The sequence below is a fragment of the Enterococcus sp. DIV0008 genome (assembly GCF_050542615.1).
GTDB classification, from domain to species: domain Bacteria; phylum Bacillota; class Bacilli; order Lactobacillales; family Enterococcaceae; genus Enterococcus_D; species Enterococcus_D innesii.
This window is the reverse complement of sequence record NZ_CP172937.1, coordinates 2,119,484-2,143,985: the sequence shown is the minus strand read 5'-3', so window position 1 is coordinate 2,143,985 and position 24,502 is coordinate 2,119,484. Positions and strand designations below refer to the sequence as shown.

At 45.5% G+C, this 24,502-nt stretch carries 9 protein-coding genes; 8 read left to right on the top strand and 1 reads right to left on the bottom strand.

Features of this window, described 5'->3' with window-relative positions:
- Positions 1–224: 224 nt before the first annotated feature.
- Positions 225–1,787, top strand: a complete 1,563-nt coding sequence (locus IGI84_RS10160; protein ID WP_430600284.1) for a polysaccharide deacetylase family protein — start codon at positions 225–227, stop codon at positions 1,785–1,787.
- A gap of 72 nt (positions 1,788–1,859) precedes the next feature.
- Here IGI84_RS10160 and IGI84_RS10155 read toward each other — a convergent pair whose 3' ends face one another.
- Positions 1,860–2,744: a helix-turn-helix domain-containing protein gene (locus IGI84_RS10155; protein ID WP_430600283.1), complete on the bottom strand. Its 885-nt coding sequence runs from the start codon at positions 2,742–2,744 to the stop codon at positions 1,860–1,862.
- Between the two features lie 1,162 nt (positions 2,745–3,906).
- On the opposite strand from IGI84_RS10155, the gene IGI84_RS10150 reads away from it, so the two are divergent.
- From IGI84_RS10150 to IGI84_RS10120, 7 genes are all read left to right on the top strand, one after another.
- Positions 3,907–13,290, top strand: coding sequence for an Ig-like domain-containing protein (locus tag IGI84_RS10150; protein ID WP_430600282.1), 9,384 nt, complete (start codon positions 3,907–3,909; stop codon positions 13,288–13,290).
- A 102-nt stretch (positions 13,291–13,392) separates the two neighbouring features.
- A complete protein-coding gene (locus tag IGI84_RS10145; RefSeq protein WP_430600280.1) occupies positions 13,393–14,862 on the top strand; it encodes an adhesive domain-containing protein in 1,470 nt (489 codons plus the stop codon).
- A gap of 14 nt (positions 14,863–14,876) precedes the next feature.
- Positions 14,877–15,185, top strand: coding sequence for an LPXTG cell wall anchor domain-containing protein (locus IGI84_RS10140; RefSeq protein ID WP_077454631.1), 309 nt, complete (start codon positions 14,877–14,879; stop codon positions 15,183–15,185).
- Positions 15,182–15,829: a WxL domain-containing protein gene (locus IGI84_RS10135; protein WP_430600278.1), complete on the top strand. Its 648-nt coding sequence runs from the start codon at positions 15,182–15,184 to the stop codon at positions 15,827–15,829. Before IGI84_RS10140 ends, IGI84_RS10135 begins: the two co-directional genes overlap by 4 nt.
- Before the next feature lie 111 nt (positions 15,830–15,940).
- Positions 15,941–16,984 carry a DUF916 and DUF3324 domain-containing protein gene (locus tag IGI84_RS10130; RefSeq protein WP_081119336.1) on the top strand — a complete coding sequence of 348 codons (1,044 nt, stop codon included), beginning with the start codon at positions 15,941–15,943 and terminating at the stop codon, positions 16,982–16,984.
- A gap of 652 nt (positions 16,985–17,636) precedes the next feature.
- Positions 17,637–18,365: a LytTR family transcriptional regulator DNA-binding domain-containing protein gene (locus IGI84_RS10125; RefSeq protein ID WP_430600277.1), complete on the top strand. Its 729-nt coding sequence runs from the start codon at positions 17,637–17,639 to the stop codon at positions 18,363–18,365.
- A 28-nt stretch (positions 18,366–18,393) separates the two neighbouring features.
- On the top strand, positions 18,394–24,321 hold the full coding sequence (locus IGI84_RS10120; RefSeq protein ID WP_430600276.1) for a bacterial Ig-like domain-containing protein: 5,928 nt from the start codon (positions 18,394–18,396) through the stop codon (positions 24,319–24,321).
- The last annotated feature ends 181 nt before the right edge of the window (positions 24,322–24,502 follow it).

Genomic DNA, 24,502 nt, shown 5'->3' with positions numbered 1-24,502 from the left:
AAAAGATATCTCTCATTATTTTTAAACGAAAATAAAAAGGAGTGAATACGATATCATGACTGACAGGCTTGATTTTATTAGTATCATAATAAAAGATTTCTAAGAACAATTCTCAAAAATGGTGAACAAAAAGAGAAGTTTATAAGAATCTCTGTAACACTGTTGAAATATTATTACGCTTATGTTACATTTTGTTTACGTTATTATGTTTAGGGAGAATGTTTATGAAGAAATCAAGCAATTATTCAAATAATTCACAACATAAAGAAGCGACGTCTGAAAAACAAGCACCTTTTTCAAGGGTCGAATCACATCAAAAGCAAACAACGGGAACGGCAAGACGCACGCAAACCACCAATCGTCAAGTTTCTAAAAAGAAGCCAACCCATCGCAAGTATCTCTTTTCTTTGATGACGCTGCTGACAGTTGTCATTATCGCCACTGGCGGTTATATCGCCTTTACGTTGAAGCAGCAAGAAGCCTTGGCAAGGGAAAAATATGAGGCTGCTGCTGAAAAGTTATTGGCATCGATTCAAGAAGAGCAGGTCAAAGAGGGAATTCCAGCAAAACTTGAAACATTGTCTGATGGAGACAAAAAAGAATTGATTTTCCGACCAAAAGAGGAGAATGCGATCCCTGTCAAGGATGCAAGCAAGAAATTGTCGAACATGGCGAACAAATTATGCAAAAAACACACCGACAAAGAGACAGTCACCATTGCTAGGATTGAAGCACAAGCAGTCGCATCGAAAGTGTCAACCTATTCTTTAAAAGCGGACAGCTATGTTTGGAATCGGGAAACTGGTCGCTTTGAAGATGCGGATAGCGTGGTTGCCGATCCAATTTTTATTTCCGAGAAAACCGGCAATGAATTATCCTTGAAAGACTTGGTTCCAGACGAGGGAAGCTTGCTAGGGATCCAGCAAGTCATTCAGCAAAAGATTTTAGACCAAGCCAAGGAACCAGATAAAGTCATTGATGCGGTCTTGGCGATGGATCGAATCACCTATGAGTCGAAATTTACGTATGATCCTGAAAAAGTAACGATCCAGTTGCCGCAAAATCAAACAGGCGTATCTGAGATCACGTTGGCGTACAAAGAGATTGCACCCTTTATTGATCCGGAACTTGTTAATGCGGACCAATTGAAAGAGCAACAACCGACATTGGACGAAAACAAAAAATATGTTGCATTGACTTTCGATGATGGACCAAATGATACCTCGACATTGGATCTCTTAAAAATCTTGAAAGACAATAATGTGAAGGCAACGTTTTTTGAATTAGGCCAAATGGTGGATCAGTATCCTGAAGTATCGAAAAAAATCCATGAAGAAGGGCATGAAATTGCCAGTCACTCGTATTCACACCCGCAATTAAATACGTTGTCGCCGGAGGATGTCAAAGCGGAAATAACTAAGACCGACAAAGCGATCTATCAGGCAACTGGGGTCTTGCCTAAGAATTTGCGTCCACCGTATGGGGCGATCGACCAACAAAGCGCCCAAGCAGCAGGAAAAGCGATCATTCAATGGAGTGTCGATACCGAGGATTGGAAGCTAAAAGATCCGAATAAGATTCTAAAGGTCGTACAAAACAATGTCTACGATGGATCGATTATTTTGCTTCATGATATTCATCCGAAATCCGTTCAAGCTGTACCAGGTATTATCCAAACGCTGAAAGCGCAAGGCTATGAATTTGTGACGGTGGATCAGTTGTTAAATAGTAAACAAAAACCAATGTATCAATATTTTGGTGAAACAGATGAACGTAGCGTTAGCTAATAGCTGAAAAAGGAAGTGATGATCGCTATCACTTCCTTTTTTTATTAAACGAACACTGCAGTTGCCGCTTTATCACTCGTCTGAGGCAAATACCTGGAGGTAGTCTTCATCCAGCAGTAAAGCAAAATCATTGGCAAGGGCTTCTTGATCCAGTTCTCGCATGAGAGCTAGCATTTTTGTGGTTATCGTTTGCCCCGCTTTTTGATTGCCGGTTCTTAAGAGCAACACGCCTTGGAAAAATTTGCAGACGGTTTGGTGAAAAAACTCTTTGTAGTCTGTCGCCAAAAGTTTCAATTGGACAACGAGAACTTCCGTTGCATCGTATTGCTGGTGCTTTAGTGTGTATTCAATCAAATTGATCAGCAAGGCGCAGTAAATTTCACGACCTTTTTCCATATCGATATAGTACTCGAGCATCTTGGATACTTTTTTGAAAAAGAGGAAATTATACTCGTTGTCCAAAAGGTCGATGGTGTTGGCGAATAACTGGATTTCTTGCAACGTCCAGCTTTCAACATCAATGAGGTAGGAAATAATCGTTTGACGATCACATTCCAAAACAGCTCTTTTCCGATAGACGCCATGCTCTGCCAAGCATTGCAGCATGCGAATTCGCGAGCGAACCTCTGCAATACGGACATTGTTTAGTCTGCTAGTGGTTTGCTGCAGTTCCTGTAATAGCTTTTGTAAATTTGGCAGATCGTGTTTGTTTGAATACTGATTGTACCGATGATTATAGCTATTTTGCTCATCCAGACGATAGCCATTCGCGATATAGAGAAATTCATCGATATCCATTGAGAGATTTTCTAAGATTTGCAAGAGTAAGTTGGTAGCAATCTGATGCTTGCCTTTTTCAAATTCAATTGCATAGGATTTTGAAATAATTGTGCCATAGACTTCTTTTTGGGTGAAGCCTTTTTTCAATCGGATTTGTCTGATCGTTTCGCCATACATAAGAACCCCTCCGCTCTCATTGCTTTAATGAAATTGTGTCTCCTCATTATAGTAAAACAAGCCCAGTGTAGGAATCAAAAAGGTCTTATATTTCAGACTTTCTTGATTTAATGAAAGAAATTGATTGGTAAACTTAGTGATAGAGGATCCTCAGAGAGGATAATAGAAAAGCGTGAGAACATTCGATTCTCACGCTTTTTTTTAGACGAAACTAAGGCAGATCAATACAAGAATCATTACTAGCCAATGCATCGTTTTTTTGCTCCTTAAATGGTATTAGAAGAAGACGATTGGGCAGCTGCGTTTCCTTCTGACTAACAAGTATAAGTAAAAAGAATCCAATAAATGGTTAAGTCCAAAATGTAAGACCAAAAAGATACTGAGGAATTCTCAGGGAAGAAAAAAGTGGGATATGGCGACTGAAGAAATTCTATTTCATAATGGTTTAGACTCGATTTTAATGGGGAGTTTTCATTCTTTTTTCATAGAACTTTCTGTGAACGTTTCGATTCTTTTTTTCGCTACTAAGAGTTATTTTGAAGGATATCGTGAAAAATCGGGTGATATTTTTTTGTTTTTTTATTTGTAGAGGTAAAAAACGAAGGTGAAATCAAGAAAAAACACAATCGTCGTTTTTCTCTAAATAAATGCATAAGTATACAAATGTAATCGTATTCATTATATTGATTAAATATAAAAAAAGGAATGGTTGAATGACAAAAAAATAGATTTTTTTATCGTAACAGCCTGATTTATAAGATAAATATAAATAATTTGTGCTTGTTTATTAAATAAACCTTTTATGTTTTCTGAGGCTAAATTAAGTGTTTTTTTAATTATTTATCGTGTTTATAATTTGTTGGAAAGAAATAAATTTGCTAGAATTTTGGTACACAGTGTGTTCGTTTAGTTATTTTATTTTTATGATTCACAAGCGATTTCTACTATGCTGCTAAACTATTTGAACAAAAATCACTGGGTTTTTCAGAAAGCATGCGAAAAAACGTCGCGGTGCGATCGGTTACTTTTGTTTTCTCTCTATGCCTTTGGGTGTTGGGTTGAAATAGATTTTCATCTGGTATTAAAGGGGGAAAGAAGGATTCCAGAGATCATCAGTTTTATCTTTTGTCGGTTAAATTTTTTTCGAACAGGAGGAGAATGAATGAAAGGCGTTAATTATAAAAAGCTCATGGATTCAAAGAAAAACACACGCGTTCGAACAAAGAAAAACATTATTGCGAATTTAACTGTTAGTGGGATGTTGTTGACGAGTACAGTGGTCGTGCCAGCAAGTTTATTATGGGCACCAACGACGGTTGAAGCTGCTTTGGTTTCAGCTGAACTTTTCTCAGATATCACAGCATCTAATAACTCAGGCACGAGTGCGTCTGCACCTTATGCAACTCCTGGTGCAACGAACCAAGTCAATTTCTCAATTTCTGGGTCAAATGCAGTAACGGTTGATGTCTTGAATGGAGATAAAGTTGCGGTTGTCGGGGTTCCTCAAGGGCTTACTGGGTTGGTTCAACCGGCAGGGAATGCATCGATTTCCACCAATGTGATACTCCAACTGGGGAATTTCCCAGCCTTGCAAACGCTGATCGGTACAGTCACACCAGCAGTCAATACCTTGATCAGCACGGTGGATGGAATCGTCAATCAAAATTTAGCTGATGCACTGGATATTCCGCCAACAATCGTTGGGGGCTTACCGAATCCGTTGTATACGGCAGCTTCAATCGTGGATGTCAGCCAAGTGATTTCTGTTAACTTAGATGAAATCACTACCCAGTTAGACTTATTAAATCAACTTGGACAATTCGGCCAAGCGAATTTTGAAGTTCCAGCTGGACTAACCGATAACGAACGTGCCCTGATTGCCAATGTGGATGATGGTTTATTTATCGTTATCAATCAACGCATCAATCAAATTCTTGATAATTTACAAGCAGCCCAGATTCAAGTCAGTATTTTGGATGGTGCAAGTGGGATTCCAGGAATCGGTACCTTGATCGGTCAAATCAATACGTTGGTACAAAGTACCGTTAATACAGCGAAAGCTACTTTGAACGCAACAGTTGAAACGGCACAAACAGTCTTCAATGCAACGACAGATTTAGCAGATCAAATCGCTTCTGCATCTGTTTTAGGTCAAACCAATGTGGTCATTCCAACGAATGTCACCAGTCCGACCTATGCACAATTGGTTGAAAACGGTGTGGCGAATCCATCTAATCCTTACGAAGCCCGCTTCGAAGGAACGATGTCGCAACTTGATTTGATCACCATTGATTTGTTTACGGATGCTGACGGCAATAACTCGATTTGGTTTACACCAGATACACCAGAAGATCAAACTGATACACCAACGATCAATCCATTGACAGCAGGGGAGACGACGATCAGCGGAACAGCTGAGCCAGGCGCAGCCATTACATTGGCGATCAACGGCGGTGCACCTATTACGACAACCGCAGATGGTGACGGCAATTGGACGGCGGATGTCCCTGAATTGGTGGAAGGCGATACGGTCACAGCCGTAGCGGAAGCTGATGGGGAATCGGCGAGTGAGCCTGCAACGGCAATGGTAGCAGCACCAGTGGTTAATGCACCAACGGCTTCGATTACAGGAAATAGTACCGATGGGTACCCTGTGACGGGGACAGCCGCAGCAAATGCAGCGATTGAAATCACTAATGCCGAGGGTGAAGTCGTTGGCTCTGGGACGGCAAATGAGAACGGCAACTACAGTATCACGTTGAACCCAGCAGATGTAGCAGAAAATGAAAACTTAAATGTTGCCGCAATCGTCACTGCCGGTGGCCAAACTTATCGCAGTGGCAATACGCCAATCGTCGTTCCAGCAGACGATGCCGAGCAACAAACGGGAACACCAACGATTCAACCGGTGACTGCCGGGGATACAAGCGTCAGCGGAACGGCTGAGCCAGGTGCTTCGATTACTGTGACCGTCAACGGTGCAGATCCGATCGTGACGGAAGCCGATGAAGAGGGCAATTGGCGTGTTGATGTGGCCGAAGTGTCAGAGGGCGATACGGTTTCAGCTGTTGCCGAATTAGCAGGACAAACGCCAAGCCAACCGGCTAGCACCACCGTGTCCGCCTTAACGGTCAATGCACCGACGGCTTCGATTACAGGAAATAGTCAAGAGGGCTATCCAGTGACTGGAACAGCAGCACCAAATGCGGCCATTGAGATCACCAATGCGGATGGCGAAATTGTCGGAACAGGTACCGCCAATGAGAATGGCGTTTATACGGTGACGTTAGATCCAGCAGATGTTGACGCGGAAGAAACCATCAATGTGACGGCGGTTGTCACCGCTGGCGGCGAAACCTACCGTAGCAGCCCAACACCTGTTGTGGTGCCTGCGGATATTTTGCAGACGGAAACACCAACGATCGATCCAGTCAGTGCTGGAGATACGACCGTTAGTGGGACAGCCGAACCGGGGGCAACGGTAACGATCACGCTTCCTGAAGGCGACCCAATCACGGCTGAAGCCGATGAGGAAGGCAACTGGGAAGCAACGGTTCCTGAATTATCAGAAGGCGATTCCGTGACGGTCTTAGCTGAATCCGAAGGCAAAGATCCGAGTGCACCAATCACCGTGAGTGTAAACGGTTTAACCGTGGCGGCGCCAACGGCTACGATCACCGGAAATAGCACAGACGGGTATCCAGTAACGGGAACGGCGACTGCCAATGCAGCGATTGAAATTTTGAATGAAGCAGGCGATGTTGTTGGTAGCGGAACAGCTGATGAGGATGGCAACTTCACGATCACCCTTGATCCTCAAGAGGTGACAGCTGGCGACAACTTACGAGTGGAAGCGATCGTGACGGCTGGTGGTGAAGACTATCGCAGTACAGGCACACCGCTTGTAGTTCCTGCAGATGATGTCGAAAATTTGACGGAAACACCAACGATCGACCCAGTAACAGCTGGGGATACGACCGTCAGCGGAACGGCTGAACCAGGGGCCACTGTGACGATTACGCTGCCTGAAGGCGATCCGATCACGGCAGAAGCCGATGAGGAAGGCAATTGGGAAGCGACGGTACCAGAATTAACGGAAGGCGATACGGTAACTGTCGTTGCCGAAGCCGAAGGCAAAGAGCCAAGTGCCCCGATTTCCGTGACCGTTGATGGTGTGACTGTCAGTGCACCGAGCGCTTCCATCACAGGCAATAGTACGGATGGCTATCCAGTCAGCGGAACGACGACACCGAATGCGGCCATTGAGATTTTGAATGAAGCAGGCGATGTTGTTGGTAGCGCGACGGCGGATGACACGGGTGCTTATACCGTGACCTTAGATCCAGCCGATGTGGCACCAGAAGAAGCCTTGCGGGTAGTGGCAGTCGTGACAGCGGGCGGTCAAGACTACCGTAGTAATGCCACGCCAATCACGGTACCAGCAGACATTGAACAAACAGGGACACCAACGATCGATCCGGTCACAGCAGGTGATACCACGATTAGCGGAACGGCAGAACCAGGTTCGACGGTTACTGTGACGATTACCGATCAAGAACCAGTAACGGCTGAAACGGATGACGAAGGAAACTGGCTTGCAGAAGTGCCAGCAGTCTCTGGTGGCGATACAGTCACGGTCGTTGCGGAAGCCGAAGGCAAAGAGCCAAGCGCGCCAATCAGCGTTGGAGTCGCAGGAGTGACGGTGGCAGCACCGACAGCGATCATCAGCGGCAATAGTACCGATGGTTATCCAATCACGGGGACTGCACCAGCGAATGCAGCGATCGAAGTGTTGAATGAGTCAGGCGATGTGATTGGTACTGGCACAGCTGATGGTGATGGAAACTATACGGTAACTATCGCACCAGCCGATGCAACACCAGCGGAAACCTTGTCTGTCGTTGCGATCGTAACAGCTGGCGGGGATCAGTATCGTAGTCCTGCCACACCCGTGACGGTCCCAGCAGATGAGCTTGAACAAACAGAATTACCAACCATCGACCCAATCAACGCCGGGGATACGACGATCAGCGGAACTGCCGAACCAGGCGCAACGGTGACGGTAACGATCCCAGGAGAAGATCCGGTCACTGGCGAAGCCGATGACGAGGGGAACTGGACGGTTGACGTTCCTGAAGTTTCTGAAGGAGAAACCGTCACAGTGGTCGCACAAGCACCAGACAAAGACCCAAGTGCACCAATCAGTGTTGGGGTCAATGGATTGACGATCGCTACGCCAACTGCGACGATCAGTGGCAATAGTACCGATGGTTACCCAATAACGGGAACGGCACCAGCTAATGCAGCCATCGAAATCTTGAATGCCGATGACGAGGTCGTAGCTACTGGCACCGCCAATGACGAAGGCCAATATACGATCACGTTAACGAGTGAGGATGCGTCTCCAGCTGAAACCTTACGGGTGATAGCTGTAGTCACAGCCGGTGGTCAAGATTACCGCAGTGCGGCTGCCCCAATCACAGTACCATTGGATCAAACTGCAGTCCCAACGATTGAAGCGGTGACAGCCGGCGACACCACCATCAGCGGAACGGCTGAACCCGGCGCGACAGTCTCAGTCACGATTGGTGACGCAGAGCCAGTCACTGCCGAAGCAGATGACGAAGGCAATTGGACGGCAACGGTGCCCGAGGTTTCTCAAGGAGAAATTGTTTCTGTGGTAGCGACCCTTGATGGGGAAACACCAAGTGATGCAGCAACGGTCGTCGTAAATCCACTCAGTGTGGTGACACCGACAGCAGCGATCAGCGGCAATAGTACCGATGGGTATCCAGTAACCGGAACGGCAACGCCGAATGCAGCGATTGAGATCTTAAATGCAGCTGGTGAGGTTGTTGGTAGCGGTGAAGCAAATGAGGAAGGTGCTTACAGCATCACATTGAGCAGCGATGATGTTGATCCTTCAGAAGCACTTCAGGTGGTGGCAGTGGTAACAGCTGGCGGCGATGAGTACCGTAGTGCGCCGCTCTCCATCGTGGTACCAGCAGACCAAACGACTACCCCAACGATCGATCCAGTGCAAGCAGGTGATACATCCATCGGAGGAACTGCCGAACCTGGTTCAACGGTGACGGTAACGATTCCTGGAGAAGATCCAGTGACTGCCGAAACGGATGAGGAAGGCAATTGGACAGTCACCGTACCAGAACTTTCAGAAGGCGACACGGTCACAGTGGTTGCGGAAGCTGAAGGCAAAGACCCAAGTGCACCAATCAGTGTTGGTGTCGGTGCCTTGAACGTGGCTGCACCAACCGCAACGATCACGGGCAACAGTACTGACGGCTATCCAGTCACAGGGACAGCACCAGCCAACGCAGCCATTGAAATCTTAAATGCTGCCAATGAAGTGGTAGGCAGTGGTACTGCCAATGGAGACGGTGAGTATACGATCACCTTGACAGAAGGTGTTTCACCAGCAGAAACCTTGCGCGTGGTGGCTATCGTATCAGCCGGCGGTCAAGACTATCGCAGTCCGGCAACTACTATCGTGGTGCCAGAAGATAACGCAGAAGACCAAACAGCGGCACCGACTGTCGCACCAGTGATTGCTGGGGCTACAACCGTTAGCGGAACGGCTGAACCTGGGGCAGATGTAACGGTTGAACTACCAAACGGCGATACTGTTACAGTGGCAGCGAATGACGAAGGTGAGTGGACGGCAACTGTGCCGACGGTTTCTCTGGATGATGTCTTGACAGTTACTGCCTTGGCAGACGGCAAAACAGAAAGTTTACCAGTAACAGTGACGGTGCAAGGGCTGATCGTGGCAGCACCAACGGCAACGATTTCTGGCAATAGTGAAGATGGTTATCCCGTAACTGGTACAGCACCAGCCAATGCGGCAATCGAAATCTTAAATGCTGATGATCAAGTGATTGGCACAGGGACAGCCAATGAGAATGGCGTTTTCACCGTTACCTTGACCAGTGAAGAAGTATCAGCGGGCGAAACGGTCCGTGTCGTTGCTATCGTTTCAGCAGGTGGGGATGACTTCCGTAGTCAACCAACAGCTGTCGTGGTGCCAGCGGATCAAACGGCGACACCAACGATCAATCCAGCTGTGGCTGGCGCAACACAAATCAGCGGGACAGCCGAGCCGGGAGCAACAGTCAATGTGACGGTCGGTGAGCAAGACCCAATCACCGCTGAAGTTGACGAAGAGGGCAATTGGCAAGTTGATGTGCCAGAGCTTTCCGAAGGGACGACTGTTACGGCAGTGGCAGAAGTAGAAAATGAAACACCAAGTACACCAGCAACGATCACGGTCGGGGCATTAACGGTGGCGGCGCCTAGTGCGTCTATCAGCGGCAATGCAGCCGATGGCTATCCAGTGACTGGAACAGGACCAGCGAATGCGACCATCGAAATCTTGAATGAAGCTGGCGAGACAGTAGGAACGGGTACGACCAATGCTGCAGGGGGTTACACGATCGCTTTGACTAGTGAAGATGTCTCTCCTGTAGAAAACTTGACGGTGGTTGCGGTGGTCACAGCAGGTGGCAAGGATTATCGCAGTCCAGCGACACCGATCATGGTGCCAGCTGAACCGGGTGAAAATCAAACAACGGCACCAACGGTTGATCCAATCAAAGCAGGCGATAAAACAGTTAGCGGAACGGCCGAACCTGGCTCAACTGTGACTGTAACACTACCTGATGGCACAGAAGAAACCGCCGAAACAGATGACGAAGGCAACTGGAGTGTCGATGTGCCTGAATTGTCTGAAGGAGATACCATCACGGTCGTCGCAGACAGTGACGGCAAAGACCCAAGTGATCCAATCACTGTCATCGTTGAAGGAGTGACTGTTGCAGCACCAACAGCTTCCATCAGCGGCAACAGCACGGATGGCTACCCAGTGACTGGTACAGCACCAGCCAATGCAGCGATCGAGATCTTGAACGCAGCCAATGAAGTCGTAGGAACAGGCACTGCTGATGGAGACGGCAACTATACAGTGGACTTAACTGCTGAAACTGTCGATCCAGAAGAAACCTTAAACGTCGTTGCCATCGTTACAGCTGGTGGGAAAGAGTACCGCAGTAATCCAACAGCGGTCATCGTACCAGCAGATACGGTAGTGGATCAGACAGCAGCACCAACGATCGATCCAATCACGGCGGGGGATACCAGCATCAGCGGAACTGCTGAACCAGGTTCAACCGTGACGATCACCGTACCAGATGCGGAACCAATCACGGCTGAAACGGATGACGAAGGCAATTGGACGGCAGAAGTACCAGAAGTTTCTGAAGGCGATGCAGTCACTGTCGTGGCTCAATCACCTGACAAAGAGCCAAGCGCTCCAGTCACAGTTGGTGTGGGTGCGTTGACGGTCACTGCTCCTAGTGCAACCATCACAGGCAATAGCACGGATGGCTATCCAGTAACTGGAACGGCACCAGCCAATGCCACCGTACAAATCTTGAATAGCGATGGACAAATCGTCGGTTCAGGAACCGCAGACGCGCAAGGGAACTACAGTATCACTCTTGAACCAACAGCTGTTGCACCAGCGGAAAGCCTAACCGTCGTCGCAGTTCTGACAGCTGGCGGCAAGGAATACCGCAGTAATGCGACACCGATCGTGGTACCTTTGGATCAAGAAGAGCAACAAACTGCAACACCAACGATCGATCCAGTCAAAGCTGGCGATACGACGATCAGCGGGACTGCCGAACCAGGTTCAACGGTGACGGTAACGATTGGTGAAAATGAACCAATCACGACCGAAACGGACGAAGAGGGCAATTGGACAGTTGAGGTACCTGAAGTTGCGGAGGGTGATACCGTCACTGTTGTGGCACAATCACCTGAAAAAGATCCTAGTACACCAATCACAGTGAGTGTGGATGGCATCACGGTTTCAGCACCGACTGCTTCGATCACCGGCAATCCAGAGGATGGTTACCCAGTGACGGGGATGGCAGCACCAAATGCGGCGATTGAAATCTTGAATGAAGCGGGGGATGTCGTTGGATCAGGCAATGCCGATGAAAATGGCAATTACACGATCACGCTCTCTGGTGAAGACGTTTCTCCTGAAGAATCATTGAACGTCGTTGCGATCATCACTGCCGGCGGCAAAGACTACCGGAGTAATGCGACACCAATCGTCGTGCCTGTCGAGAATACGATCGACCAAACCGCCACACCAATCATCGAACCAGTCACAGCTGGTGACACGACCATCACTGGTACTGCTGTACCGGGAGCGATGGTCACCGTGACGGTAACGGGTGAAGAAGCGGTTGAAACTGAAGCAGATGAAGCAGGAAATTGGTCAGTGGATGTTTCTGAAGTTTCTCGAGATGAAATCGTGACAGCAGTGGCGCAAAGCGAAGGAGAAATCGCCAGTGAACCGGCAACGACCGTTGTCAGTGGCATCACGGTCAACGCACCTTCAGCGTCCATTACTGGGAATTCACAAGATGGCTATCCAGTAAGTGGGAACGGACCTGCCAGTGCAGCGATTGAAATTCTTAATGAAGCGGGGGATGTCGTAGGAAGAGGCACTACCGATGAAAATGGTGACTATACGATCACGTTGACTAGCGAAGATGTCGCACCAGAAGAAAACTTATCGGTTGTGGCGATCGTCACTGCCGGTGGGGATGACTACCGCAGTAATGCGACCCCAATCGTCGTGCCTGTCGATGATGAAAGCATCAAAACTGATACACCAACCATTGACCCAGTCACGGCTGGTGATACAACGATCAGCGGAACGAGTGAGCCAGGTGCGACGATCACCGTTACCATCAGTGATCCGTTAACAAGTAGCTTACTGACTATCTTCGCAGCTGAAGGACCGATCACAACGATCGCCGATCAAAATGGTGACTGGGATGTTGAGTTATCCGCGGAAGCGACGGAAGGCGAAACTGTTACGGTTCTTGCTCTAGCCGAAGGCGAAACCTTAAGTGATCCGACGACGACCGTAGTTGGTGCCTTGACGGTTGATGCACCGGTTGCCACGATCACTGGCAATCCTACCGATGGCTATCCAGTCTTCGGAAATGGGCCAGCCAATGGGACGATCGAAATCTTGAATGAAGCGGGTGACGTTGTCGGAACTGGAACGACCAATGGGAATGGTGCCTTCAGCATCACATTAGACCCAGAGGATGTTTCACCAGAAGAAACCCTTAACGTTGTGGCTATCGTTACAGCAGGTGGCAGAGAATACCGCAGTGCAGCAACACCAATCGTGGTACCAACGGGTGACAATGGTACGGATGGTACTGACGGCACGGACGGTACCGATGGAACGGATGGCACTAATGGTTCTAATGGTACCAATGGCACGGACGGAAGCAACGGCGCTTGGGGCAACTGGGGCAGTTGGGGGAACAACAACGGCAACGGCAGCAATAACAACCAAAGCTGGTGGGGAAGTAAGTACCTACCGAAAACGGGATCAGAAGGAACTTGGTATGCTTCAGTGATTGGGGCAGCAGTCTTCGTTGTCGGAGGAATTGGCTTGTTCTTCAAAGCAAGAAAGAAAAAAGACCAACAAAAATAGCATGACTTTACCAGCGGAGTGGACATCCTCCGCTGGTATCTCTAGTGAATAATAGTTTTGAAGCAATGATCATCGTTTCGTAAAGAAAGGGTTAGAAATGGTATGGAAAGCAGAAGGAGGGAAAAACGTTTTTACAAATGGACGATCAGCCAATTAATTCTCTTTTTGACCAGCATCAGTTTCGTCAATTTGTATCTTTTAACAACGACAATAAAAGCCGAAGCAGCAGTGAATGTTTTAGATGTGGAGATTTTAAGCAATTTAACGAGTGCCAATACAAGTGGCACCTCAGTAAGCGTTCCATGGCCAGGCAGCGTGACAAATCGACCAGTGACTTTTTCGATCAAAGGCAACGGCGGGTTGAACGCTTCTGTCAATGTCAGTGGGGAAGATAAATTTGCTTTATTAGCGATCCCAGCAGAATTGAGAAATAGCATCAGTGCCAATGGATCAGCAGCCATCAAGACGTCGACCACAGTCAATATTGCCAATGTCCCACTGCTGAATGCGATCTTAACGGCACTTGATTCCTTGACCAGTTCACTAAATCTCAACCTTGGGATTGTTCAAATCGATTTGACAGCGATCAACCAGCAGATTTCTTTACTAAAGACTGTCGGAAATATCGGGAATGTAGAAATAACCAGTCCGTTGCAGTTCACCACCCAAAGAGAAGCTTTGTATACCAATATGAGTTCGAACCTTGGTGTCGTCTTAGGAACCAATGTCCCGCAAATTCTACGGAATTTAAGTACTGCAATTCAAAATACCCAGATCCGAGTAATCGGCATCGATATTGGCGGCGTCGTTCGCGCATTGCTGCAAGGGTTACTGAATACTTTGCTTAGCAGCGTGAATTCAGCGTTGAATGATTTGGCAACTGTCCAAGAACAAATGGCGGATGCAGCTGTTTTAGGAGCAACGGATGTTCAAATTCCGACGTTACTTTCAGGTCCAGGTCAGTTGACCGCAAATTGGACCGCCAATTTTTCGGCTTCTGTGTTGAAAGCAAAGCCGACGGATATCAATCTCTTGAACTTTAGTGCGCTAAATATCAGCAGTCGCCAAACTATGGTTTATTTTATGGTCGAAGCATTGACGATGGATCGGACGAATCTGCCGACTCAGCTGAATTTTGGCCGACATGCCATTCAAACGAAAAAGAGCGAGACATGGCGGGCAACCGCCAACGGCGATCAAAGCGCAGCTGCTACAACTGGGATTTTACGGATCAATGATACCCGCAATCGGCAGAAAAAATGGCAAGTGAAGGTCAGACAATCCACCAATTGGGTCAATGGTACACGCACATTGCCAGCCGCCGAATTAAGGGTTCAGCTTGGAACTGTCAATTCGACCTTTACGGACGGTCGAGTGGTTTTACCTGATAATGCAACGATTGCCCTGCAGCAAAATGTCGAAAAAAATGTGGTGACGTTGGAAAATGCGGCATCGACTGGTGGACTGACTGTTAATTTTTCCCAGTTCAATTTATTTATACCTGAGAAAACACCTAAATTTCAAGGTCAGTATCGCGCCACAGTCGTGTGGACCGTTTCCGATACACCTTGAAAAGGAAAAGCAGAATGAAAAAGAATTCCCTTGTGCTACTTCTGATTTTGCTGATCGGCAGTTTCTACAGTATCGTTCCATCAGCAGTAGCCAATACGACGACCGGCAACATTGAGTTTTATGAAGGACCAACGGAAACATCTAGCAGTGATTCAATTGATGAAGAAATTGAACCACCGACCAGTCAAGAAACGGTCACTAACGCGGAAGAACCGCTGCCGCAGCTTGCAGAGGCCAATTACTTTTGGCTGCCCATAATAGGCGGATTCTTCATTAGTCTGACATTGATCTTTAGCATCAAAAAAAGGAGGACGGTAAAATGATTTCAAAGAAATACGTAGTGGGGGCATTAGGAATATTGACGACACTTAGCATCGGTGCGACAGTGCAAGCGGACGACACGACCGGTGTCGTAGAATATACCTCTGGTGGCATCGTGTTTGACCCGGATAAAGGCGGGAGTGATCCCAATACGCAGCTACCAACGAATTTAGATTTTGGTGCCCATGAGATCCAAACAGAAAATGCCGAAACGTGGGTGGCAACAACGGATGGAACTGGATTACCTGGGGATGGATCCACGATACAAAGAGGAGCAGTTGCAGTCAGCGATAACCGAGGACAGGCGAACTCTTCTTGGGCAATCAAAGTACGGCAAGCAACCCAATTTACGGCGGGAGACAGCACGTTGGACGGTGCGGTATTAACAGTAGATACGGGTACCTTGACCAACAACTTAAGTTTGCCGCCAACCGGAGCCAGTGATATTGCCAATGGCGAGCTTGATTTTGCGGCGATCAACAATGAGTATGCCTTCTTGACCGCCAACGCTGGCGAAGGGATCGGTGAAACGTCGATGCCTTTAGAACAATTTACCCTTTCGATCCCAGCCAATACGGAAAAACAATCAGCAACCTATCAAACGACCTTGGTTTGGACGATCAGCAGTGCGCCGACGACCCCATAGGGCAGTAGTCATTGCGTAACAGTTAGCAGAAAAAAAGCAGCTTGCCTGAGCGGCTGCTTTTTATGCTAGCTGATTTTTCTTTCCTATTTTGTGTAGAAAGGATCTGACAGGATGCATCAGAAGAAAGTTCGAGGCAAAGGATTTCAGAATTGGGTAGTAAGTATTCTAATGGTCTTATTTTTCATTGGTACTAGTAGTACGGGGGCAGCAGATTCGCTTGATACCTTCGATGTTCAAATCAAATTGCCAGAGTCACAGCGGGACAAAGAGTTGATGTACTATGATTTGTTGCTGGAGCCCAAGGCAGAAGAAAAACTAGCGGTCATGGTTTCCAATAAAAGCGAGCAACCAATCAATTTACAGCTATCCTTTAATCGAGCGGTCACGAACATGACTGGCGTCGTTGAGTACTCTGGGGCAAATGAAGAAGCAACGCCTTCAACTCCTTATCCTATCGAAGAACTCGTCAACTTAAGTAATGAAACACTTTCGCTTGCTCCTGATGAACAAAAAGAAATCACTTTGACAGTTCGGATGCCATCTAAATCTTTTGATGGGATTTTGGCAGGGGGACTATACGTACAGCAAACCGGCAGTGAAGAGTTTCAAGGGAATGTTCAAAACCTATTAGCCAGAGAAGTAGCAGTATTGCTTCGAAACAAAGAATCTGACATCCCGCCAGCGGTCCGAATTGAAGAAGCTCATTTGGAAGAGATCAATCGCCGTAATGTCATCATCGTAGCGGTGGAAAATACAGCGGCCGATTATCTCAGTAAAGCTACGCTTACGTACGAAGTATTTCATGATGGGCAAGCAACCGCCATCAAAGGGGAAAAAGAGGTCCAATTAGCGCCCAATGCGTTAATGAATTACGCACTGCCATTAGAGGGAAACGAACTGCAATCAGGAGAGTATGAAATAAAAACGATTCTCAAAGCAGCTGATCAAGAATGGCAAGGAGAGCCTACCTTCCAAGTTGCAAGTCAAGAAGCGCAAGAAAGAAACGAGCAAGATGTCAGTATTGAAGAAACCTCTTCGCCGCTCCTTCTCTATTTATCGATTGGTTGTGTATTATGTCTGATCATCGCCTATTTGATTTGGCATAATCGAAAACTAAAACGAGCATTAAACAAAACAGATGATAAAACCCCATGAGCACTTGTAAGAAATTCCTTATTAATATAGAAGGAAAAAAACAATTAAAATTCATGGGATGCATGTAAATCAGAAGCATAAAAAAAAGCAGCAAACAGGCCATTTATTGTTCAAAATAAATGGTTTTTTGTCGTGTCCATGAAGATTCGATATGGTAAATTAAGTAGAAAATTTTTTTGATTGCATCTTGCAGCGGCTAATGATCACTTTTATTTTTATGGAAAATCTTCAGAGGAAACAGTTGATTACCCATGAACGGACTGCCCAAAGAGAAGGGTAGCTTTTTTTTGCGAAAAAATGAAGAATAAATAACGATTAATATTTTTTTTGGTAGAAGTTTATTTTTTGAAAATCATTAGAAAGGTTGGGTAGCAGTCGGTAAGCTTTGGAATAGCTAACTAGTTGAACTACTTAAAAAAACGTAAGTTATTATTGTTGTTTGCGCTTTCTGTCTTATAAATGTGTTAAGAAAGCAGTACGCCGGAATCTCCTTTACTATAATAGGTTTAGACCAATTATAAAGTCTTTTCTTACTTTGTTTTTAATTTAAACTACCTTTTTTGCATAAACGTTTCGTTAATTCGTTTGAAAGTGCAAGCAGGCATTTTTAATTAAGAATACAATTAGAAATGATGTGAAAAGGAGAATTAAGATGTCTGCAAATTTGAGCAATTTCGCTGTTTATATAGTAGATGACAACTTTTTTAATGGAAATGTGATGAAAAAAATGATCACTGAAAGTCATGTTCCTTATTCTATGGTGGAGATCATTTCACCGGAAGAACTAGATTCTTTTCTTGAAGGGTACCTAACAGATGTGAACGATTTATTTTTATTTTCCATTGAAATGATGGGATTTGATCGAAGTTTTCAATTAGCAGGGCGATTGAGGGAGCAGTGCAAAAAGTGTCAAATTGCTTTTTATGGTGCCTATGCGTCCAAAATCGAAATCAAGAAACTGAATCTTATCTGTCCTTTAGGAATCATCGATACAGAAGAAAAGGATGTGGCAATGCAGTTAAGAAATTTGTTAACAGAAGCAATTGAAGTGAAACGATCATTGCTGGGAAAAAAGCACTTATTAAAAATTGTCAGTAAACGAGAGTTGATGATCGTTGACGCTGAAGCAATCAACTACATAACAACAATCAAAGGAGAGCGAAACCGAATCGTATTCCATCAAAAAAAATCAGTTGAGTGCCTTGAAACTTCATTGAAGGTCATCAAACAGTTAGATCTACCTGAATATTATAAAGTATTCAAATCGTACATTATTAATACGCGACAAATCAAAATGATTGATCGAACAAACAATGTTCTTTGCTTTTTTAATGGGGAAGAATTAGAAGTTGGAAAAAAAATCCGTAAAGCAATCAGTTAAAACTACATATATTTAATGGAGGAAAAAAATGAAAAAGAGAAATAAACGAATTCGTCATGGCATTGTTGTGACCGCTCTAGGTCTGTCCCAAGTGATCACTCCGGTCATGGCGCTTGCGGAAACCACGGAACAGGAACAAACCATTCGTACTTTAGATAACGCAAATCATCTGCTGGAATCAACCAGCGACATTGCCAATGAAACAAACGCAAGCGACGCGCAAATAACTGAGACTACTCAAACGGATCGTTCTTCAGAAGAAAGCGGCGAAGCAACCCCAGAGACGGATGCAGCAGCAACGAGTCAAAGTGAAACGCCTGCAACAACTTCTTCAACACATACAGTAGATACCACAGATTCGACGCAAGCAAGTTCTTCAGAAACCGAATCGAAAGAGGCCAAAGGAGCCGAAAAGAGTTCCCGTGTCAGCACCCGCATCAATGGACAAGAGCTTTTGGAAAAAGGGACATTACTTACGATTGCTGGTGAGGAGTTCAGTCAAACGGAAGAAACGCGGATTTTAAACAATAGTCCGGTGAAACTGAAATTAGACTTTGAAATCAATGACGAAGACTATTTAGCCGGCACCACTGCTGTTTTTGAACTGCCGGAAGGCCTTGGTTTTAGTGATATGCAAGGATCAAATGAAGCAATCAATGCTTCGTGGGCAGTAGATAGTACCGCCCATCAATTAACGATCACCTTTAACCAATCCATACATGATGCATCGTTTTCGATCGACTTGACTAGTTATCTTTATTCAGAAGACAAGCCTCAGCTAACCATTGAGATGGGCGATCAAAAGCAGACAAGCTATGCCATTGATTTGTATGAAGAAGTTGACCCGATTCAATATGTGTCAGAAAAAAATGTCTTTGGGATGGAAGGAATGGTCTACTACAACGTTGATCGGATGTTGTCTGGGACAGAGACCCTCTCATTGCGATTGGTTGATACACCGGGAGCAGTGTTCAAAAAGATTGAGACCCAACCGTTAAAAGTTTTCAGCTATGAGGTGGATATCAAAGGAAAGATCAAGCCAGAAACACAAACAGCCTTAGTCGAAGGGACAGACTACACGATTACCTCAGATAGTCTTTACAATACTGCTGTTGAAATCAAACAGATGGACAAACAAAAGGCTTATGGGGTTTCTTATCAATTCACTATGAGCTTGACCGAGCTGACGGATTCTACCTATTATTTTTCGAAAGGATATCCAACGACCGGTTTCGGTTCGGTACAACTGAAGCAAACAACTGCCCAATATAGAGGGATTGCCTTTACCGCAAAAACCAGCAAAGATGAAAAGGAAGTCGCTTCAAGATACTTTTCGAATGTGGCATCCGGTAGTTTTAACAACAACACAAAGGGAAGTTACATTTTAAGCATTCACGAAATGCCGACAGCGATGAAAGCGGGGCAGCAAGTTATCCTTTCCAGTCAAAACGGACAGCCGATCACTGCGAAACAGTTAACAGCAAGAGATGCCTTTTATCAGAATGTGAACTTTGCGGATTATTTTTCTGTCGAAAATACTGGAGATAAATTAATTTTGACCGCTACAAAAGACAGTAATCTTTCGTTTGGTTGGATGTATGCAACGGTGCCTTTTGATCAGAAAGATATCATCCTCAATGTCTCGACACCGTTAATTGCTAATAAAGAATTCAAAATCGTTGAAGACAACTACGTCGAACCAATCAGTGTTCTTAATCCCAATAACGCTGAAACGGCTTGGGGAAATTATGATCAAAATGGTGCTTACATGAGTGATACCTCCGTTAACATCGAAGGCAGCACCTCACAACCAATCGAAAATTTACAAGTGTTTATTGAACATCCCGAGTATCTTTCACTCAGAAAAGTACCAAAAGTTGGTTTCTATTATATTTTAGGAACTGATTATACGATTGAGAAGGTAGAAGGGGGCACGTTAGTAACTTTTACAACACCAATTACAGCTTCTGTACAATTTGATTTGGGCTTCAATTATGTGCCGGACAGTTTATCGCCAGCCACTAGAATTCCGGTGGATACGATTCCTGTGACATTTACAGCAGATGGCATTGATAAAATTGAAACGACTGTTACTACAGGGAGGAAACAATACCAAGAACAAACGCTTCAAAGTAGTAAAAACCAATTTTTGGTGAACGCTCGTCAAGATACCATCAGTGATTTGACTGTGGAGACCCATGTCCCGAAAAACACGGAGGTTGTTTTTTCGATCATTGATGTTTCCAATGATCAAGTAAACGGCATTTATCCGCAATATTGGGATCGCGGCGCTTATAATAATCAAGCCATGAAAGAAAGCGATCCAAATTATCCGACGATCACCCATGATGAGGCAACCAACTACTACACCTTTGATTTTGGGACGACGAATCGACGCTACATTATTTCCTATCAATACGCCAATGGTTGGCAGGAAATGAGTACGATTTATGTGCCTGGTTTTGCAAAAGAGCCGTTATCAAATAATCAGCAAGGCTCAGCTACCATCTCCGTTTCCAATACGGCGACGGATATTATTGGGATTACGCAAAATACCGTGAATAATACAAAAAACATGACGCAGGTCAAGGTCACAACAAAAAATATCGATGATGGCTCGAAAAAGGTAGCCAATCCAACGATTCTTCTTAAATCATTGGGAAATACCAATGGTGAAATCGATCTAGGTTCAATCAATGTTTCGAATGTGCCAGATGACAGCTACGAAGTCAAAGAAGTTGACGGAGACGTACAGCTTGTCTTTTCAAACTATGTTCTAACGAAAAATATCGAAATCAGTTACAACGTACTTTCACAAAACGCCGGCCAAATCTCAGCTTCAGCAACGATCGTTTCTGATACGATTGATACCTTGTCGGAAGCCAAACGGACGGCTACTTCGACGGTGACTAACCTGCAATTTTCGGCAGGTGACTCAAACGGGATCATTTACAAAACTAGTGCGTCACTTGATGTTTATAATACCGAAGAACCAACTCAGAAAATTGCAGGCGTTACATTGATGCTTTGGAATCAGTTGACTGGAGATGTCATTTCTGTTGTAACAGATGAGAAGGGAGAGTATCAATTAGCTGATATTTATACGGGGACCTATACGCTTTATGTTTCCTCCGTCCCAGAAGGCTACGTTGTGCCGCAGGAGCTTCAGCTTGGTAAAGAAATCCAAGTAAATCGGACAGGCAATCAGTTCTCAGTAGGCATCACACCAGAAGAAGATTTATCAACGATCGTCACGAAAGATAGTACGATCTACGTGGGAGACGAGTGGCATGCTGCAGATAATTTTGTCTCGGCAACAGACAAGCATGGCAATGGAATGTCCTTCTCGGAAATTACCGTCAACGGTGAGGTCGACACATCTAAAGTCGGCACTTATGAAGTCAAATACATGAATGGCAACGTGAGCGATACAGCGACAATCACTGTTGTTGCCAACCAAGAAACGGTGACAGCCAAAGACAGCACGTTATATGTGGGCGATGCATGGACAGCAGAAGATAATTTTCTATCGGCAACGGATAAAGATGGAAACGTCTTGTCACTAACAGAAGTGACCATTATCGGTGAAGTTGACACGGATACACCAGGAGAATACCAAGTTATTTATCGTAACGGCAAAGCCGAAGCAACAGCGACGATCACTGTATTGGCAGATCAAACGAGTGTCAAAGCCAAAGACAGTACCTTATATGTTGGGGATGACTGGCATGCGGTTGATAACTTTGTTTCGGCAACGGACAAAACAGGAGCGAATGTTCCATTTTCAAATGTGACCGTTAGTGGAGCTGTTGATACTTCCAAAGAAGGTCAATATCCAGTGGTTTATCAAAACGGCAATCAAAAAGCAGTCGCAACAATTACGGTTGTTGCCAACCAAGCGACCGTTGTTGTCAAAGACAGCACCCTCTATGTTGGTGATTCATGGGAACTAGCAGATAACTTTGTGTCCGCAACAGATAAGTCTGGTCAAGCGCTAACCCTGGCAGATCTTACCACCAGTGGTGAAGTGGATACGAAAGTACCAGGAGAATACCAAGTAACCTATCGCAATGGCAAAGCCGAAGCAACAGCGACGATCACTGTATTGGCAGATCAAACGAGTGTCAAAGCCAAAGACAGTACCTTATATGTTGGTGATGACTGGCATGCGGTTGACAACTTTGTTTCCGCAACGGACAAAACCGGAGCGAACCTACCATTTTCAGCAGTGACGGTTAGTGGCTCAGTCGATACCTCCAAAGAAGGCAAGTATCCAGTGGTTTATCAAAATGGTAATGTAAAAGCAACTGCGATGGTCACAGTGGTGGCTGACCAAGAAACGGTAGTTGCCAAAGACAGTACGATTTATGAAGGCGATGACTGGCAAGTCGCCGACAACTTTGTGTCGGCAACAGACAAAGACGGCAACGAAGTAAAACTGGCTGATATCACAACAGTAGGTACAGTCGACAGCGCCACACCAGGGAAATATGAAGTAATTTATCGCAATGGCAAAGCTGAGGCGAAAGCGACGATCACCGTGTTAGCTGATCAAACATCAGTTAAAGCCAAAGATAGCATCTTATATGTCGGGGATGACTGGCAAGCAATCGACAACTTTGTCTCAGCCACAGACAAAACCGGAGCAAACCTACCATTTTCAGCAGTGACCGTTAGTGGATCAGTTGATACGAGCAAAGAAGACCAGTACAAAGTCACGTATAGCAATGGTAAAATGGAAGCTATTGCTACGATTACGGTCGTTGCCAACCAAGAAACGGTAGTCGCTAAAGACAGTACGATTTATGAGGGCGATGACTGGCAAGCCGCCGACAACTTTGTGTCAGCCAAAGACAAAGACGGCAAAGAACTAGAATTTGCCGATATTACGGTATCAGGCACAGTTGACACCTCTAAAGCAGGTAGATATGAAGTGGTTTACCGCAATGGTAAAACTGAAACAACTGCCACGATCACCGTGTTAGCTGATCAAACGAGCGTCAAAGCCAAAGACAGTACCCTATACGTCGGCGAAGAATGGGGAGCTGCCGACAACTTTGTCTCAGCTACAGACAAAACGGGAGCAAATCTACCGTTTTCAGGAGTGACGGTTAGTGGCTCAGTCGATACCTCCAAAGCAGGCGAGTACCCAGTGGTTTATCAAAATGGCAATGTAAAAGCAACTGCGATGATAACCGTGGTGGCTGACCAAGAAACGGTAGTCGCTAAAGACAGTACGATTTATGAGGGCGATAACTGGCAAGCCGCCGACAACTTTGTGTCGGCAACAGATAAAGACGGCAACGAAGTGCAACTGACTGATATCACAACAGTAGGTACAGTTGACAGCACCACACCAGGCAGATACCAAGTAACCTATCGCAACGGTAAAGCCGAAGCAACTGCCACGATCACCGTGTTGGCAGACCAAACCTCTGTAACTGTGAAAGATAGCGTGATTTATGTTGGTGACAACTGGACAGCTGCCGACAATTTTGTCTCCGCTACAGATCGTGATGGTAAGACACTTACGTTGGAGCAACTGCTGGTGGACGGTTCGGTTGATACGAAGAAAACGGGCACCTATCAAGTCAACTATTCAATCGTAACTGATGAAGCAGCAACTCCTAACTTTTTCGCACGCTTATTTGGTACTGACTCACAAGAAGCAGTCACCGCCACAGCGACGATCAAAGTCATTGAAAAAGCAGAGGATCCAGAGGAGGAAGATCAGCAACCAGAGAAAGATGATTCTAACAAAGGGCAAGAAAAACCAACGGATGCAGGTCAGCCTGGCAAACAAAGCAAAGCGACCGCAAAGGACAAACGGGTGTTACCAAAGACCGGTACAGCCATCACTCAAGGCTATTCGATTGCAGGAGTGAGCCTTGTGGCACTAGCGGGGATCTTCTTCTTTCGTAAAAAACACACGAACAAAAGCAGAAAAACGAAATAAGTCTCAATGACTATAACAGCGGATATCGTTAAGGATATCCGCTGTTTTTAGTTTGTTTTCTAAAAAAAACCTGCAGTATTGCGGTTTTCTTGTCTGATAAGCAGACGTATAAAGAAGATATAAAGACTCTAGCAGAAGATTTACACTATTTTTATTTCTTTTTGCGTATGCTTACGTCATG